Source organism: Shewanella sp. 10N.286.52.B9 (assembly GCF_002873635.1).
Classification (GTDB): Bacteria; Pseudomonadota; Gammaproteobacteria; order Enterobacterales; family Shewanellaceae; genus Shewanella.
The window spans coordinates 1-17,591 of sequence record NZ_MCTY01000186.1; the positions used below are offsets into that span (position 1 = coordinate 1).

The window sequence follows — 17,591 nt, forward strand, 5'->3', positions numbered from 1 at the left end:
CTGAACTACAGGGGAATTGATACTTCATTTTTACAAACATACTATTAAAGTGGCTCCCCAGACTGGACTCGAACCAGTGACATACGGATTAACAGTCCGCCGTTCTACCAACTGAACTACAGGGGAATCGATACTTTAATTTTTACACTATTTTGAAGTGGCTCCCCAGACTGGACTTGAACCAGTGACATACGGATTAACAGTCCGCCGTTCTACCAACTGAACTACAGGGGAATCGTTGCTTCAAAATTTGTTTTAATTGGCTCCCCGGACTGGACTCGAACCAGTGACATACGGATTAACAGTCCGCCGTTCTACCAACTGAACTACAGGGGAATCGATTAAAACTAAGATAAAATTGGCTCCCCGGACTGGACTCGAACCAGTGACATACGGATTAACAGTCCGCCGTTCTACCAACTGAACTACAGGGGAATTTCATTTTATCTTTATTTTCAACTAACTAAACTAAATTGGCTCCCCGGACTGGACTCGAACCAGTGACATACGGATTAACAGTCCGCCGTTCTACCAACTGAACTACAGGGGAATCGTCTTTAGCAATGTATTGCTGAGAACGGAGCGCATAGTAAAACGCCCTGATCAATCCGTCAACTCGAGATATAAAAAAAAGTGAAAAATTGATGTTAACTGCTCACCTAATACACATTGAGGCTTATAAATGGCCGTTATGGGTGTTTTTTAGTTAACTTATTTTTTGATTAAAACAGCTTTTAGAAATAAATGCTTGGTATTTCTAAAGCTTATATTTTCATATCGGCGCTAAAACAAGCTGATTTAAATGTTCAATACGCCTAATGTCACTTTTAGATTACTTTTTAGTGCTCAAGTGAATCTGCAAATAAGCCTGCCTGGTCAATTTAAGCTTTATGGTCATTACCACTTGTCGCAACTAAAGGACAGTTAAACGCTTCTATATTAGCTAAGTTCAAGCAAGCTGAGTAAAATAAAGACGTATCCCACTGCTTGGTCAAGCGGCTAATATAAGATGCTCGCTGTACATTTATAGGGCGACTTGAGTTATAGCGTTTGCTGGCTTGATATCTCTAGTCATAACTGCCATCAAATTGATCCATCAGCTAGCGCTATTCGTAACGCTGTTAATTGGATTTAAAATTGATTGAAGCTTTGCTTATGTCACAACGCAGGTATCAGCGCTTATTCACCATTCTTAACAACACCGAATAGGGAATACCAATAAAGGTTGCGCAGCAGTTTGTTTCACTCTTGGCAGAATAGTTAAAAATGGAGTAAGTATACTAGTAGTAATGGGTGATATGCAGCTTGAGTGTACTGAGCTAACGTCTTGATTAAAGTAAGTCAGGATATAGAATCAAGCAGGTATTTTAAGCTAAATGCTTGATGTTAATCACATGCTATTTAATTTGCTAAAACCTAATAATCGAAACAGTGCAATTGTTATGTAAATTTTTTCTAGTTCGTAAGTCTAACTTTCAAATGTAATTTTATTTCATGATAGTTTTTTTACGATTTTATTAAACCGCACCTATTGCAATAGCCCATCAGTATTGGGTTAGAGTGACTTATCCACTAAATCTGTGGATAAGCCTGTGTGTTACTCTTGAAATATGCCCTCAAGCCCTTATAAACATTGGTAGTGACTTAAAATCTACCAATATTCAGCATAAATAAAATTCTGTTTGATTTCAGAGTGATAAGAAATGCAATGCTTTTATTTTAATGAATGTTGTTTAGCGAGCCTTAATGTAAACAAGCTTAAGTTAATGTTGTGTATTAAATGGTGCATTCATGAAGGGATTTAGGCACTTTGTTCACCTAATGCAGCCTAAAACTCCGTTTGTAGCAATATTTCATATTTCTAAGCTTGAAATGTAATAAATTACTGCTAAGTGTTGTTTTCTATAAATCTCATTCGCAAAGATGGATGGCTTCAGTATAAAATGCACCTTCAACAAAGAAGGATATATCCTAGTGTCAGAATCGGTTTTTAATCTTGTATCAGACTATACACCTGCTGGTGATCAGCCCACGGCAATCAAGCAATTAGTTGATGGCTTAGATGCAGGCGTGGCTAAGCAGACCTTATTAGGGGTTACGGGCTCTGGTAAAACCTTTACGGTAGCTAATATTATTCAAACCTTAGGACGCCCAACGATTATCATGGCGCCAAACAAAACCCTTGCAGCGCAGTTATACGGCGAAATGAAAGAGTTTTTTCCTAATAATGCCGTAGAGTATTTTGTTTCTTATTATGATTATTATCAGCCAGAAGCCTATGTTCCGGCGTCAAATACCTTTATTGAAAAAGATGCCTCGGTCAATGCGCATATTGAACAAATGCGGCTCTCTGCAACCAAAGCCTTATTAGAACGCAAAGACGTGGTGCTGATAGCCTCAGTGTCGGCAATTTATGGTTTAGGTGACCCCGAACTTTATATGAAAATGCTATTGCATCTTCGTCAGGGTGATCTGATGGGACAAAGAGACATCATTACCCGCTTAGGTGAATTGCAATACACTCGCAATGATATTGATTTACAGCGTGGTACTTTCAGGGTTCGCGGTGAAGTGATTGATGTCTTTCCTGCTGAATCAGAGCGTGATGCAATACGAATTGAATTATTTGATGATGAAATTGAGCAGCTCAGTGAATTTGATCCATTAACAGGGCAGGTTACTAAGCGCTTAGCAAGAACCACAGTCTATCCTAAAAGTCACTATGTCACTCCTCGTGAAACGATTATCGAAGCAACGGAACATATTAAGGAAGAGTTAAGAGAACGCCGTCAGGAGCTTTTGGATAACAATAAGCTAATAGAAGCGCAGCGGATCTCCGAACGGGTGCAATACGATATTGAAATGATGGTCGAACTGGGTTATTGCTCTGGTATTGAAAACTATTCACGCTATCTATCAGGTCGTACAGAAGGCGATGGGCCGCCTACCTTATTAGATTATCTACCAGCAAATGGCCTGCTGATTATCGATGAATCACACGTTACTGTGCCACAAATTGGCGCTATGTATAAAGGTGATAGAAGTCGTAAAACAACCCTAGTTGAATATGGCTTTAGACTACCGTCAGCGTTAGATAACCGGCCGCTTAAGTTTGAAGAGTTTGAGCAATTAATGCCTCAAACCATTTTTGTCTCTGCCACGCCCAGTGATTATGAGTTTGAACAAAGTGATGGCGAAATTGCAGAGCAGGTGGTTAGGCCGACAGGTTTATTAGACCCTGAATTAGAAGTGCGCCCAGTGGCGATACAAGTAGATGATTTATTATCTGAAATTCCAAAGCGTGTCGCGGCCAATGAAAGGGTTTTAGTCACAACCTTAACCAAACGGATGTCAGAAGATCTTACAGAATACCTCGATGAACATGGGGTGAAAGTACGCTATTTACATTCAGACATCGATACCGTTGAGCGAGTCGAAGTTATTCGTGACTTAAGGCTTGGCGTTTTCGATGTATTGGTGGGGATTAACTTACTTCGTGAAGGACTCGATATGCCTGAGGTGTCTTTAGTGTGTATTCTTGATGCTGACAAAGAAGGCTTTTTGCGCTCTGAGCGCTCTTTAATCCAAACCATTGGCCGCGCTGCACGTAATGTTAACGGTAAAGTGATCTTATATGCTGACAAAATTACCAACTCTATGGCAAAAGCCATGGAAGAAACCGAACGTCGCCGCACCAAACAACATGAGCATAACCTGAAATTAGGCCAAGTACCTAAAGGGGTAGTTAAGAAAATCACCGATGTGATGGACTTAGGCGATCCTCACCGTGGTAACAGTAAACATCAATATACCGCCTTCGGTAAAGTTGCAGAGAAATCGCCTGAATATGGCGATAAAGACACTAAGGTGCTAAGTGTTGCAGAGTTAGCCAAGCAGATTGATGTACTTGAAAAGCAGATGCATCAACATGCGCGAGACCTTGAATTTGAACAAGCTGCAGCCTTAAGAGATGAAGTAAAACAATTGCGAGATAAAATCATTATTAACAGTTAACGATTAAAATATCAGTTCTTAAAAAACGTATTAAATAATGGCTTAAAGTGATAATTACTTTGCTGAGAGCCTTTTTTATTGAATGAAATTCAAAGGTATTTTGCCATATTTAAGCCATAAAAAAACGCGCTAATTAAGCGCGTTTTTATTGAGTGAGCCAGTTAGATTTAGAAGTTGGCTGACTTAGGTGAACGTGGGAATGGGATCACGTCTCGGATATTGCTTACGCCAGTAACATAAGATACTAGACGCTCAAAGCCTAAACCAAAACCTGCGTGTGGCACAGTGCCATAACGACGTAGATCACGGTACCACCAGTAATCTTCTTGGTCTAAGTTCATCTCAGCAAGACGAGCATCAAGAACGTCTAAACGTTCTTCACGTTGTGCGCCGCCAATAATTTCACCAATACCTGGTGCTAATACGTCCATTGCTGCTACAGTTTTACCGTCATCATTAAGACGCATGTAGAATGCTTTGATGTCTTTAGGGTAGTTTTTAACAACAACAGGCGCTTTAAAATGCTCTTCAGCAAGGTAGCGTTCATGCTCTGAATGTAAGTCGATACCCCATTCAACATCAAACTCAAACTTCTTATCACAAGCTTTAAGAATCTCAATGGCATCAGTGTAATCGATTTGGGCGAAGTCACTGGTCACGAATGCTTCTAAACGCTCAATGGCAGTTTTCTCTACTCGTTGAGCAAAGAATTCTAAATCATCACGACGTTCTTCAAGAACGGCTCTGAAACAGAATTTCAGCATGTCTTCAGCAAGTTTGGCCGCATCATCTAAATCAGCAAAAGCCACTTCAGGTTCAACCATCCAAAATTCAGCTAAATGACGGCTAGTATTTGAGTTTTCAGCGCGGAAAGTCGGGCCAAAGGTATACACTTTTGATAATGCACAAGCGTAAGTTTCAGCATTTAACTGACCTGATACGGTTAAGAATGATTCTTTACCGAAAAAGTCTTCGCTGTAATCAACCGTGCCTTGATCGTTACGGGGTAGATTTTCTAAATCTAACGTCGAAACGCGGAACATTTCACCCGCGCCTTCAGTATCAGAAGCAGTGATAAGTGGTGTAGAAACCCAGATATAACCTTGTTCATTGTAAAAGCGATGGATAGCTTGAGATAAACAGTTACGAACACGGGCCACTGCGCCAATAATGTTAGTGCGTGGGCGAAGATGAGCTAATTCGCGTAAATGCTCAATTGAGTGACGCTTAGCAGCCATAGGGTAAGTATCAGGGTCTTCAACTAAACCTGCAACTTCAACCTTGGTTACTTGCATTTCAAATGCTTGGCCTTTACCCGGAGATTCAACAACTTCACCAGTCATGATCACAGAGCAACCAGCAGTAAGCTTTAGCACTTCATTGGTATAATTTTCTAAATTATTCGGTACAACACCTTGAATAGGATCAAAACATGAACCGTCATAAACGGCTAGAAATGAAATACCAGCTTTAGAATCGCGGCGTGAGCGAACCCAACCACGTACCGTAACTTGCGAACCGATCGCAAAGTCACCTTTAAATACAGAAGCGACAGATGTAATGCTCATTGTTGCTTAGTTCTCCAATGAATCAATGATATAAATAGGGGCTTTATATTACCTTGAAATGGGCTTTTCACAAGGGTAAAAGCCGCTTGCAGGCAGATATTTTCACAAGTTTTAACAAACCCAGCAGAATCTGCTTAAAAATATTGCGGCAATATTACTTTTTTATCTGAAAATTCAGTTATAAGCGTATGACAAAGTGATGTATTTAAAACCTGCCAAACTTAACTAGCGGTGATATGTAGATGACCAAGGCTAATACAAGTCTTACTTAGGCTGCTATCAGTGGCTGGCGCTTAGCCGTTTTCCAGTTTGGGGATTTTAGTGAGACTTATGCTAATAGAAGCCGCTGTTATAGCGATTTAAATTATAGCTAGTTCCAATATAGCGAGCTCAAAAGGATTGAGAACCGATTATTCTGAGAGCCTGCTTTAACTGTAACACTTGAATATGTCACAGGTAGCGGGTTTGTAATTCGCTAGCTTATTTGAATGGTTGGTATCATCTCGTTTGTAGTGAAACTAAACTTAAGTTTCTTTTATTAACCATTAAAAACGTTAGCTGAATTGTTTAAATGACAACAGAGTAAATTAATGATTGCCGCTGTTACTCCCCAAATGAATTTACCTTGATAGGGCATATAATGGACATCATAAAAGCTGCCATGACGTTGATACTGAATACTGTGTCGATTTTTAGGGTTTAAAAAGTGTTTAAGTGGCACCCAAAAAGCCTCGGCGACTTCTCCTGGATCTAGCGCTATCTCAAAAGGTTGTTTAACAATGCCGATAACTGGGGTTATTTCAAATCCGGTAAAGGTTGTATGGGGCGGAAATGTACCGATCACATCAACATTTTCAGGTAATAAGGCAATCTCTTCTTCAGCCTCTCTAAGGGCAGTAAAAATCATACTGCTATCTTGTTTATCTACTTTACCGCCAGGGAAACTAAATTGACCTGGGTGGGCGCGTAAATGTAATGCTCTTTTGGTTAGCAACAGTTGAAGCTCGCCATCTACTTCGAGTAAAGGCACTAATACCGCGGCTTTTCTAGAGCGAAGCTCTTTTGGTGGGGAAACAATATGGTTTGTTAATGTTTGCAATGAAAAGTGAATATTGAACTGCGTAGTATTCATCAAACGTCCCAGATAATCATATTGGTTTTATAAAAATAAAATGGCGCAAGTCTTCCCTTTAAATTAGCACAATAACCGTAAGTTTGACGGTTTTAAGCTGTTTATAAGCAAAGTTTTATGGCTGTTATTTTTCTTTATAGGCCCTGCAGTAAAATTGGGTTTGTTTTTTTTGCACGTTTGCTGTGCGTTAATGCACCAAAGTGATTGTTTTTAATTACGCTTTTAATTTCGTTTTAAACAAGTTTGTAAATTTAATTTACAATCAGTTGGTTTTAAGTTTTTGAAATTTGGTCTTTTTATTCTGTAACCTGATTGAAATTAAACTGTCGTTAAACTGTGATGTTGTGCTGGCATGGTAACTGCTGGGTTATTAATCAGTTAAGACATTCGCGAGGGCGACAAATATGGGACTAGGGAAGTTACTGTATTTGCAAGGCGTAGGCGCTGAGTTTATAGATTGCTTTGGCAACAATGTACAGATCCAGCCTCTAGATAGAAATGGAATTTTACAATCCATGTGTGTTAATGATGCATCAACTAAAGGTGCATCAACTAGTGACACGCTAAATAATATTGCTGCTAATCGTTCTTTTGTTAGCTCGACTTTAAGCGATGAATTTATTCAGCAACGAATTTTTGAATTAGATGCCGCGCCATGGTTACAGCCTCTGCACGGGTTTCAATGGAGCTATGTGGATGACCCTATTGTTGAGTTTCATTTACCTGAGCATTTTACTGGCAGCATAAAAGTTGAGATTGAAATTGAACATGGTGATAAATTTCATTTTCCAATCAGCCTCGGCCAAATGCGGGTTGTGGGTGATTATGGCATTGATGGTATCAGTTATCTTAAATATCAGTATCAATTAAATGATGACATTAATGCCCCGCTAGGCCTTGGTTACCACGGTATCAGTGCCACTGTTGAATCTGCAAGCTCCAGTGAAACATATACCGGTCAATTAATGATTGCGCCGCGCAGCGCCTATGTTCATGCTGACAGTAAAACAGCCAAATGGGGGCTTAGCACCCAACTTTATAGCCTTACTAGCCAAAGCCAGTGGGGGATTGGTGACTTTAATGATTTACAAAAGCTCATCGAGTTAGCTGCTGCCAAAGGCGCAGATTTTATTTTACTAAACCCATTACACGCTCTGGATTTACCAGAAAGTGCCAGCCCTTATAGCCCATCAGATAGACGTCGACTTAATCCGTTATACATTCACATCGAGTCAGTGGCTGAATACGCTGCCATTGAAGGGGTTATAACTTCTAAGCTTTGGCGAAATAAACAATATCAATTAGCTCAGTCTAGATTGCTTGATTACTGCGAGATACATGAAACTAAATTTTCTATTTATCAAATGCTGTTTAACGCGTTTATTAAAGAGCATAAAAACAACCACAGTAAACGCTATCTAGACTTTGCCTGTTTTAAGCAACAGCAGGGTGAAGGTTTAAGCCAATATGTCACCCACCAGCAACAGCGAAATTCGTGTTTTACAGATGCAGAATTTCTGTGTTATTTACAATTTATCGCTTATGAGCAATTACTTCAGTGTCAGGCAAAAGCCAAAACTGCAGGCATGTCCTTAGGGCTAATTCGTGATATGGCAGTCGGTGCCTCGCCTACGGGGGCTGAAGTCTGTGCAAATATCGATAATTTTTGTACCAATGCCAATATTGGTGCACCGCCAGATCCTTTTGCCCCTCAAGGGCAAAACTGGGGTTTAACGCCATTTGACCCTATCAAATTAGCCCAGCATAAATTTGAGCATTTCATTGATTTGATCCGCTCGAATATGGTGTCTTGTGGCGGTTTACGAATCGATCATGTCATGGGCTTATTACGCTTATGGTGGTGGCCTAAGCAGGAAGGTTTAGGCAATGGGGCATATGTGTATTACCCATTGGATACTTTATTAGCCATTTTGTGCCTAGAAAGTCAGCGAGCCCAATGTGTGTTAATTGGCGAAGACCTTGGCATAGTGCCGCCAGAAATTGTCGCCAACCTAGCTAAAGCAAAAATATTTTCAAACGAACTATTTTACTTTGCTAAACATCATGACGGCTTTATGAACCCCGCCTTTTATAAGTCTCACAGTTTGATGATGCTAGCAAACCATGATGTGCCGACATTAACGGCGTGGTGGACTGCGGCAGATATTGAATTACGGCATCAGTTAAATCTGTATGACAACGAGCAACAACTTGATGAGGCCAAATCGCTAAGGCTGATAGAGAAACAACAACTACTGGATTTACTTAGTCAGCATCATCTTATCAAAGCCAATATTGTGATGGGTGAAGTTGATTTTGAGCAATTAATGCTTGCTTGGCTCCAGTTATCGGCATCGGGTAATTCAGCCCTATATAGCATTCAAATTGACGATCTGATCGATGAAGTCAAACCGATAAACATTCCCGGTACTTGGAAACAATACCCCAATTGGTGTCGACGCTTAAGTCGCACTTTAGAACAAATTTCAGCAGATTCAACAGTCAATAACAGGCTCGATGCCATCAATAAAACCAGACGTAGCAAATATATAGATGACAGCGGCAAGCCTGAATGGGCTGTTTACGGCTAATGCGAATAACGAACAGCGTAATCATTAATTCAAACATTTATGGAGCAATGCAAAATGACTAATAATGCCCCTTATTTTAATCATGGAACCGATACCGCATTACTGAGTGGTAATTTTACTGATGTATTTTCATTACTGGGTATGCATAAAGCCGACAATGGCAAATCTTTGATCGTTAGATGCTTCGTCAAAGGTGCAATAGAAGTTGAAGTGATCAGTCTAAAAGATGGTAAAAAAGTCGCTTCATTAACCCAAGTTGATGAGCAGGGTTTATTTGCTGGCACTATGGGACGACGGGTTAAGCCATTTTTATATAGCTTAAAAGTGACTTATCCAATGAGTATTGAAACCATCATCGATCCCTACCAGTTTGGCAGCTTGCTGGATGATGATGACATCTACTTATTTGCTGAAGGAAAGCAGCAAAAAAGCTACCAATTTCTAGGTGCGAACTGGAAGACTATCGCAGGTGTAGAAGGTGTTCATTTTTGTGTCTGGGCGCCGAATGCTCAAAAAGTTGCCGTAGTAGGTGATTTTAATCATTGGGATGGCAGAGCCCATATCATGCGCTTTCATCCTAATAATGGCATTTGGGAAATATTTATTCCCAATGCTGATGCAGGCCAATTTTATAAATTTAGTGTCACTACACAAGATGGCGCTTTAACTGAAAAAGCCGACCCTTATGCGATTCAAATGCAAGCAGCGCCGGGTAATTCATCGGTTGTTCCACACAAAACTGATTATAAATGGCAAGACAAAAAATGGCTTAATCAGCGCGCAAAACAGCAACTACATCAATTGCCTATGTCTGTTTATGAAGTTCATCTCGCTTCATGGAAGCGTAAAGGTGAGTGGGGCGATAGTTACCTCAGTTATCAAGACTTAGCTGATGAATTGATTCCATATCTTAAAGAAATGGGCTTTACCCACCTGCAACTGATGCCAATCAGTGAATACCCATTTGATGGCTCTTGGGGTTATCAACCTGTTGGTTTATATGCAGCAACTTACCGCTTTGGTGATCCCGTTGGCTTAAAAGCCTTTATAGATGAATGTCATCAACATGATATTGGGGTTTTATTAGACTGGGTGCCGGCTCATTTCCCTAAAGACCCTCATGGACTGGCTAAGTTTGACGGCAGTTGTTTGTATGAACATCAAGATCCACGTCAAGGGGAGCATCCTGACTGGGACACTTTAATATTTAATTACGGCCGCGGCGAAGTACAAAGCTTTTTACTCAGTAATGCCTGTTATTGGCTTGAAGAGTTTCACTTCGATGGGCTAAGGCTAGATGCCGTGTCTTCCATGCTATATCTCGATTACAGCCGAGAATCTGGTCAATGGCTGCCTAATGAGTATGGCGGACGCGAAAACATTCAAGCCATTGAATTTTTGAAATTGCTCAATGAGCGAATCTATGCCGCCTACCCAGGTGTCACTATGGTGGCAGAAGAATCAACCGCTTGGGGCGGAGTGACAGACACCACTGAAAATGGTGGCTTAGGCTTTGGCTTTAAGTGGAATATGGGCTGGATGAATGACTGCTTGAGTTACCTTAGTCGCGATCCCATTTACCGTAAACATCACCACCATGAAATGACCTTTAGCTTAGTGTATGCCTATACCGAGCAATTTATTTTGTCCTTAAGTCACGATGAAGTGGTGCACGGTAAAGGCTCGTTACTGCATAAAATTCCCGGTGATGATTGGCAAAAGTTTGCCACCTTAAGAAGCTTTTTAGGCTTTATGTGGGGCCATCCAGGTAAAAAACTGCTGTTTATGGGCACAGAGTTTGCCCAACGTGATGAGTGGAATCATAACCAAAGCCTAGATTGGCATTTACTGCAATACGCGCCGCACCAAGGCATGCAAGATTGGGTTAGAGATCTCAATAGCTTATACAGTGAAAGCCCTGCCTTATATGAACTGGACCATCAGCCATCAGGTTTTCAATGGCTGGATTGTGATAATGGTGATGCCAGTATCTTTAGTTTTATTCGCTATGCCAAAGACAGTGGGCAGCATTTAATATTTGTGGTCAATATGACCCCGCAAGTGCATTACGACTTTAGGGTCGGTTTACCTTCTGAAAATGATTATATCGAAGTGCTCAATAGTGATAGCCCGTGTTATGGCGGTAGCGCGGTAAGCAATGACACCATTATTAATACCGATGTTGACTGGCAAGGCATGGCACGCAGTGGTCTGGTGACTGTACCGCCATTGGCGACGATTGTGCTCAGTGTTAAGGCCGCCCACACCAGTTTAGAATCTGAAGAGGATTAACTATGGAATCGGTTAACCCTTTGCTTACAGGAAAGCCTTACCCCTTGGGCGCCAGCGTTGATGAAAATGGCGTGAACTTTGCGCTATTTTCAGCTAACGCCACCCAAGTGGTGCTATGTCTTTTTGACGAGTTTGGGCTTAACGAACAACAATTTCCGTTAACCCAAAAAACCAGACAAATTTGGCATGGTTACTTGCCACAAGCGAAAGCGGGTACCTTATATGGTTATCGGGTTTATGGACCCTATCAACCCTTACTTGGGCACCGCTTTAATCATCATAAACTATTGCTAGACCCTTACGCCAAGCAGCTGTTTGGTGAACTTGAAGCTAACGATGCAACTTATGGCTATCAAATTGATAGCCCTGATTCTGATTTATCCTTTTGCAGCAAAGATAACGCCAAATACATGCCCAAATGCTGTGTAGTAGATGACAGAGCACTAAGAAACAGACCGGTTAAAAGGCTTAATATTCCTTTAGAGCAAACCATCATTTATGAAACCCATGTGAAAGGTTTTAGTGTGTTAAATCCTGAAGTAAATGATGATATTAAAGGCACTTATGCTGGCCTTGCAGCCCCCAGCAGTATCCAATATTTAACCCAGTTAGGGGTTAACTGTGTTGAACTACTGCCAGTGCAAAGCTTTTTCAATGAGCCATTTTTAATCGAAAAGAACCTCAGTAATTACTGGGGCTACAACAGCATTGGATTTTTTGCACCCAACGCAGCTTATATGAGTGGCGAGAGTATTACTGAGTTTCGTGACATGGTTGATAGCCTGCACGATGCGGGTATCGAAGTGATCTTAGATGTGGTTTATAACCATACCGCAGAAGGCAGTCGTTTGGGGCCCACCTTAAGCTTTCGCGGCATCGACAACGCCAACTATTATCGATTGGTGTCTAACGAACAGCGTTTGTATATCAATGATACCGGTTGTGGTAACACCTTTAATTCAAACCACCCGCAAGTGTTGCAATTGATTATGGACTCATTGCGATATTGGGTTGAAGTCATGGGAGTTGATGGTTTTAGATTTGATTTAGCCAGTTGCTTAGGCCGTGAAACCTATGGTTTTGATCCAGGATGTGGTTTTTTTGATGCCTTATCGCAAGATCCCGTGTTGTGTCAGGTGAAACTGATTGCCGAGCCTTGGGATATTGGTCCCGGTGGTTATCAACTGGGTAATTATCCTATCGCATTTAGTGAATGGAACGATCGCTACAGAGATACCATGCGCCGTTTTTGGCGTGGCGATCATGGGATGCTCCCTGAATTTGCCAGACGCTTTCATGGCTCAGACGATTTTTTTGAACACCATGGTCGCAGTCCATCGGCAAGTATCAATTTTATTACCAGTCATGATGGTTACACCTTAAAAGACTTAGTCAGCTTTAACCAACGGCATAACTTGGCTAATGGTGAAGGTAACCGCGACGGCCATCATGAAAACCTCAGTGCCAATTACGGCGAAGAAGGCGAAACCAGCAAGGTAGTTATCAATCAAACTCGTCAACGCCAGCAGCGAAACTTTCTTGCCACACTTTTGCTGTCCCAAGGGGTACCCATGATCTTGTGTGGTGACGAGATGGGTCACAGTCAGCAAGGCAATAACAATGCTTATTGCCAAGACAATAAGATTAGCTGGATAGACTGGCAAACTATTGATTGGTCATTAGTTGAATTTACCTCGCAATTAATTAACTTACGTCAGCGCTTCCCGATTTTATGTCATAAAGACTTTATTCATGTACCTGATAATAAACGTGATAGTGGCTTTGTTTGGTATGGGCGTGATGGCGAACCTATGTCCAAACGCCAATGGAGTGAACAAAGCTGTCGCAGTTTGGCGGTGGTGATAACTTCCGGTGAATTGGCGCAACAACCCCACGCACTATTACTGGTACTCAATGCTGATGTTGAAAATCAATCATTTACCTTACCGAGTTTAAATTGTTACGGCCCTTGGCAATGCTTGCTGTCAACCCAAAACCTTAATAACGACAATTTAGCGCAAAGTGAATTGATTAAAGAAAGTAAGGCAGTACTCCAAAGTCGAAGCCTGATGTTATTTCATGCCAATTTTCAACTAGTTCAAGATAAGGAATTAATCGATGACAGTCACTAAAAGGAAAACCCGCGAGAAAAAACCGGCCACTAAAGCGGCTAAATCGACACTCAAAAGTGAACCAAAAAGTAATGACCATCTAGATTGTGATCCTTGTGACAGTTTAGATGCCACCTTTAAGCGACAGCTTCAAGGGGTGTTAAGCCGTGATGAAAATGCCACCAATGATATGTATGGGGCGTTAGCGTCAGCGGTTAAAGCCAATTTACTGCAGCAATGGCGAGAAACACGCTTAAAGGATAACCAATATCAGCAAAAACAAGTGGCTTATTTATCGCTGGAATTTTTAATGGGCCGCACTTTAGGTAATGCTTTACTCAGTTTAGATTTAACTGACCAAACTCGTGAAGCACTAAATAGCTACGCAGTAGATTTAGAAACCTTACAAGAAGCCGAGCTTGATGCTGGGTTAGGCAACGGCGGTTTAGGCCGCTTAGCCGCGTGCTTTTTAGATAGTTGCGCTAGTTTAGACCTTGCGGTTGTTGGTTATGGTATTCGCTATGAATACGGCATGTTTAAGCAAAAAGTGGTTGATGGATATCAAATAGAGCAACCGGATCGCTGGTTAAGAGAAGGCAACCCATGGGAAGTGAGATTAGCCAATCACACCATTAGTGTGCCATTTTTTGGCCATACTGAATCCTATGTCGATCTACAAGGTCATCGTCATTATGTGTGGATTGATACTCAAGATGTCAACGCAGTGCCACACGATATGCCAGTACCCGGCTATAAAAACGATCGGATTAATACGTTAAGGCTGTGGAAAGCTGAAGCCACTGATGATTTTGATTTAGCAGAATTTAATGATGGTGATTATACCGAGGCCGTGGCCCGTAAAAATATGGCCGAGCAAATTACCATGGTGCTGTACCCCAATGACGCCAGTGAAAATGGTAAAGAGCTGCGTTTAAGGCAGCAGTATTTTTTATCTTCGGCCAGTTTACAGGACATTTTACTGCGCTATGTGGCGGTTCATGGCAGCGATTTTAGTCGCTTTAGTGAGCTTAATGCCATGCAACTTAATGATACTCACCCCAGTATTTCAGTACCTGAATTAATGCGTTTGCTCATGGATACCTATGGCTTGGATTGGGATCAAGCATGGGATATTACCTCAAGCAGCGTGGCATACACTAATCACACCTTGCTACCAGAAGCGCTAGAGCGCTGGCCTGTGCGCATGCTAAAGCACATGTTGCCACGCATTTTGGACATTATTTATGAAATTAATGCCCGTTACCTCGAAGCCGTTGCTCACCATTGGCCAGGTGATAATGACAAATTAGCGGCGATGTCGATTATCGAAGAAGGCCACGAACCCCATGTGAGAATGGCATACCTTGCAATTGTGGCTAGCTTTTCGGTTAATGGCGTCGCAGGTCTGCATACCCAATTATTAAAGTCTGGTTTGTTTAATGATTTTTATCAGCTATGGCCACACAAATTCAATAATAAAACCAACGGTGTGACGCCAAGGCGCTGGCTGGCCCATTGTAATCCGCGCTTGGCACAGCTAATTACTCGCCGTTTAGGTGATAGTTGGGTGACCGATTTAACCCAGCTAACAGCCCTTAATGCCTTTACCGATGACCAAGCCTTTTTGAAGCAGTGGCAGACCGTCAAATTTGATAACAAGGTAGATTTAGCCAAATTAGTGGCAGCTGAGTGTGAGGTTGAGTTTGACCCTAAGATGATGTTTGACGTACAGGTTAAACGCATTCATGAATACAAACGCCAGTTACTGAATATATTGCATGTTATTCATTTATATCAACGCATTGTGGCGGGTGATACCCAAGGGATGCAGCCCCGTTGTGTGCTGATTGGCGGCAAAGCGGCGCCTGGTTATGCCATGGCCAAGCAAATCATCAAACTCGCCAATAATGTGGCCCATATGGTGAACTCAGATCCTGTGGTAACGCCATATTTACGTTTTGCTTTTTTGCCAAACTATAACGTCAGCGCCATGGAAAAGATTTGCCCAGCAACGGATTTATCTGAGCAAATCTCCACTGCTGGTAAAGAAGCATCGGGCACCGGCAATATGAAATTTATGATGAATGGCGCTCTCACTATAGGCACTCTCGATGGTGCAAACGTTGAAATGCTTGAAGAAGTCGGTGATGACAACTTCTTCTTATTTGGTCTTAATGCTGACGAGGTTAGTCAGCTTAAATCTCACTACAACCCCCATCAATATATTCAACAGTCACCCGCACTCAAACATGTGTTAGAGATGCTTAAAAGTGGCCATTTCAATTTAGTGGAACCGGGTATTTTTGACAGCATTATTGCTGCCATTGAAGACCCATATGATCAATGGATGATCGCCGCCGATTTTGATGCATATCGCGTAGCACAAGAAAACGTCGCTGCTGCCTATGCCAATCAAGAACACTGGACTCAAATGAGTATTAGAAATACTGCATCCAGCGGACGTTTTTCTAGTGACAACACTATTAGTGCGTATCGTGACGACATTTGGTTTGCCAAATAATCACGCCATTATATTTTCAGCAAGTTGCTGAGTTTAAAGTTAGGAGTCTTAATATATGTCAAATGCTCGTTATATTAGTAATCTTACCCGTGATACCTATGCATTAATTCTAGCTGGTGGTCGAGGCTCTCGCTTACATGAGTTAACCGATTGGCGTGCTAAACCGGCGTTATATTTCGGAGGTAAGTTCCGCATTATTGATTTTCCATTATCAAACTGCATTAACTCAGGGATCCGCCGTGTTGGGGTAGTCACCCAATACAAATCTCACTCGTTAATTCGGCATGTTAGCCGTGGTTGGGGCCACTTTAAGAAAGAGCTGGGCGAGTCAGTGGAAATCTTGCCAGCATCACAGCAAACCTCAGGCAACTGGTATGAAGGCACTGCTGATGCGGTATTTCAAAATATCGATATTATTCGTCATGAGTTACCTAAATACGTGATGGTGTTATCTGGGGACCACGTTTATCGCATGGATTATGCCGGTTTATTGGCCGCTCATGCGGAATCTGGCGCTGATATGACAGTGTGCTGTTTAGAAACGCCCATTCCTGAAGCTGCTAATGCGTTTGGGGTAATGGAAGTGGATGAAGATATGCGGGTGGTCGGCTTTGAAGAAAAACCTGCCGTGCCAAAATCTATCCCAGGTAATGAAGAGTTTTGTTTAGCATCGATGGGCAACTATGTGTTTAACACTAAGTTTTTATTCGATCAGTTAAAGAAAGATGCCAATAACGAAAACTCAGACCGAGATTTTGGTAAAGATATTATTCCGTCCATTATCGAGCACGCCAATATATTTGCTTTTCCGTTCACCAGTGCTGTACCTGATGAGCCAGCATACTGGCGTGATGTGGGCACCTTGGATTCATTTTTTCAAGCCAATATGGAGTTACTGTCACCCACACCAGCACTGAATTTATATGATGCTAAGTGGCCAATTTGGACATATCAGGAACAACTTCCACCCGCTAAATTTGTTTTCGATGATGATGATCGCCGTGGTATGGCGGTAGATTCAATCGTTTCTGGTGGTTGTATTATTTCAGGTGCTAAGGTCAAGCGTAGTGTGCTGTTTGATGAAGTGCGTGTGTGTTCATACTCCTTTGTCAAAGACTCGGTGTTGTTACCTGATGTGGTAGTACTTAAAAATTGCCGCATTCAAAATGCCATTATTGATCGCGGTTGTATCATTCCTGAAGGTATGGAAATTGGCTTTAATCGTGCCCAAGATATTGCCCGTGGATTTAGGGTGTCAGAAAAAGGCATAACCCTAGTTACTAGAAAAATGCTCGGTTTACCTACGGGTTATGAGTAATTGATTTAGTCGACTTATTCAATTTAGTCGGCTTTTCAATTTAG

General features: G+C 41.6%; 8 protein-coding genes and 5 tRNA genes. 6 read left to right on the top strand and 7 right to left on the bottom strand.

Annotation, left to right across the window (positions count from 1 at the left end):
* Positions 1–50: 50 nt before the first annotated feature.
* The 5 genes from BCU91_RS13650 to BCU91_RS13670 form a co-directional block, all read right to left on the bottom strand.
* Positions 51–126: transfer RNA gene (locus tag BCU91_RS13650), tRNA-Asn, on the bottom strand.
* Between the two features lie 32 nt (positions 127–158).
* Positions 159–234: transfer RNA gene (locus BCU91_RS13655), tRNA-Asn, on the bottom strand.
* Positions 235–260: 26 nt separating this feature from the next.
* Positions 261–336 (bottom strand) — tRNA-Asn (locus BCU91_RS13660).
* 23 nt (positions 337–359) lie between these two features.
* Positions 360–435: transfer RNA gene (locus BCU91_RS13665), tRNA-Asn, on the bottom strand.
* 39 nt (positions 436–474) lie between these two features.
* Positions 475–550, bottom strand: a tRNA-Asn gene (locus BCU91_RS13670).
* A gap of 1,424 nt (positions 551–1,974) precedes the next feature.
* On the opposite strand from BCU91_RS13670, the gene uvrB reads away from it, so the two are divergent.
* Positions 1,975–4,014, top strand: a complete 2,040-nt coding sequence (gene uvrB / locus BCU91_RS13675; protein ID WP_102531716.1) for an excinuclease ABC subunit UvrB — start codon at positions 1,975–1,977, stop codon at positions 4,012–4,014.
* A 167-nt stretch (positions 4,015–4,181) separates the two neighbouring features.
* Here the strand turns inward: uvrB and asnS are convergent, their stop codons facing one another.
* Entirely contained in the window at positions 4,182–5,582 is a 1,401-nt protein-coding gene (gene asnS, locus BCU91_RS13680) for an asparagine--tRNA ligase (RefSeq protein WP_102438161.1), read from the bottom strand.
* 538 nt (positions 5,583–6,120) lie between these two features.
* On the bottom strand, positions 6,121–6,714 hold the full coding sequence (locus tag BCU91_RS13685; RefSeq protein ID WP_102438159.1) for a CoA pyrophosphatase: 594 nt from the start codon (positions 6,712–6,714) through the stop codon (positions 6,121–6,123).
* A 404-nt stretch (positions 6,715–7,118) separates the two neighbouring features.
* Here BCU91_RS13685 and malQ point away from each other — a divergent pair, with 404 nt between their 5' ends.
* From malQ to glgC, 5 genes are read left to right on the top strand one after another with little or no spacing between them, the layout of a single operon-like run.
* Positions 7,119–9,305 (top strand): 4-alpha-glucanotransferase, encoded by a 2,187-nt coding sequence (malQ, locus tag BCU91_RS13690; protein WP_102531717.1) that lies wholly within the window; start codon positions 7,119–7,121, stop codon positions 9,303–9,305.
* A gap of 54 nt (positions 9,306–9,359) precedes the next feature.
* Positions 9,360–11,597 carry a 1,4-alpha-glucan branching protein GlgB gene (glgB, locus tag BCU91_RS13695; protein ID WP_102531718.1) on the top strand — a complete coding sequence of 746 codons (2,238 nt, stop codon included), beginning with the start codon at positions 9,360–9,362 and terminating at the stop codon, positions 11,595–11,597.
* Between the two features lie 2 nt (positions 11,598–11,599).
* On the top strand, positions 11,600–13,729 hold the full coding sequence (gene glgX / locus BCU91_RS13700; protein ID WP_102531719.1) for a glycogen debranching protein GlgX: 2,130 nt from the start codon (positions 11,600–11,602) through the stop codon (positions 13,727–13,729).
* A complete protein-coding gene (locus BCU91_RS13705; protein WP_102531720.1) occupies positions 13,716–16,229 on the top strand; it encodes a glycogen/starch/alpha-glucan phosphorylase in 2,514 nt (837 codons plus the stop codon). The genes glgX and BCU91_RS13705 overlap by 14 nt, the downstream gene beginning before the upstream one ends.
* A gap of 55 nt (positions 16,230–16,284) precedes the next feature.
* Positions 16,285–17,547, top strand: coding sequence for a glucose-1-phosphate adenylyltransferase (gene glgC / locus BCU91_RS13710; RefSeq protein WP_102531721.1), 1,263 nt, complete (start codon positions 16,285–16,287; stop codon positions 17,545–17,547).
* Positions 17,548–17,591 lie beyond the last annotated feature (44 nt).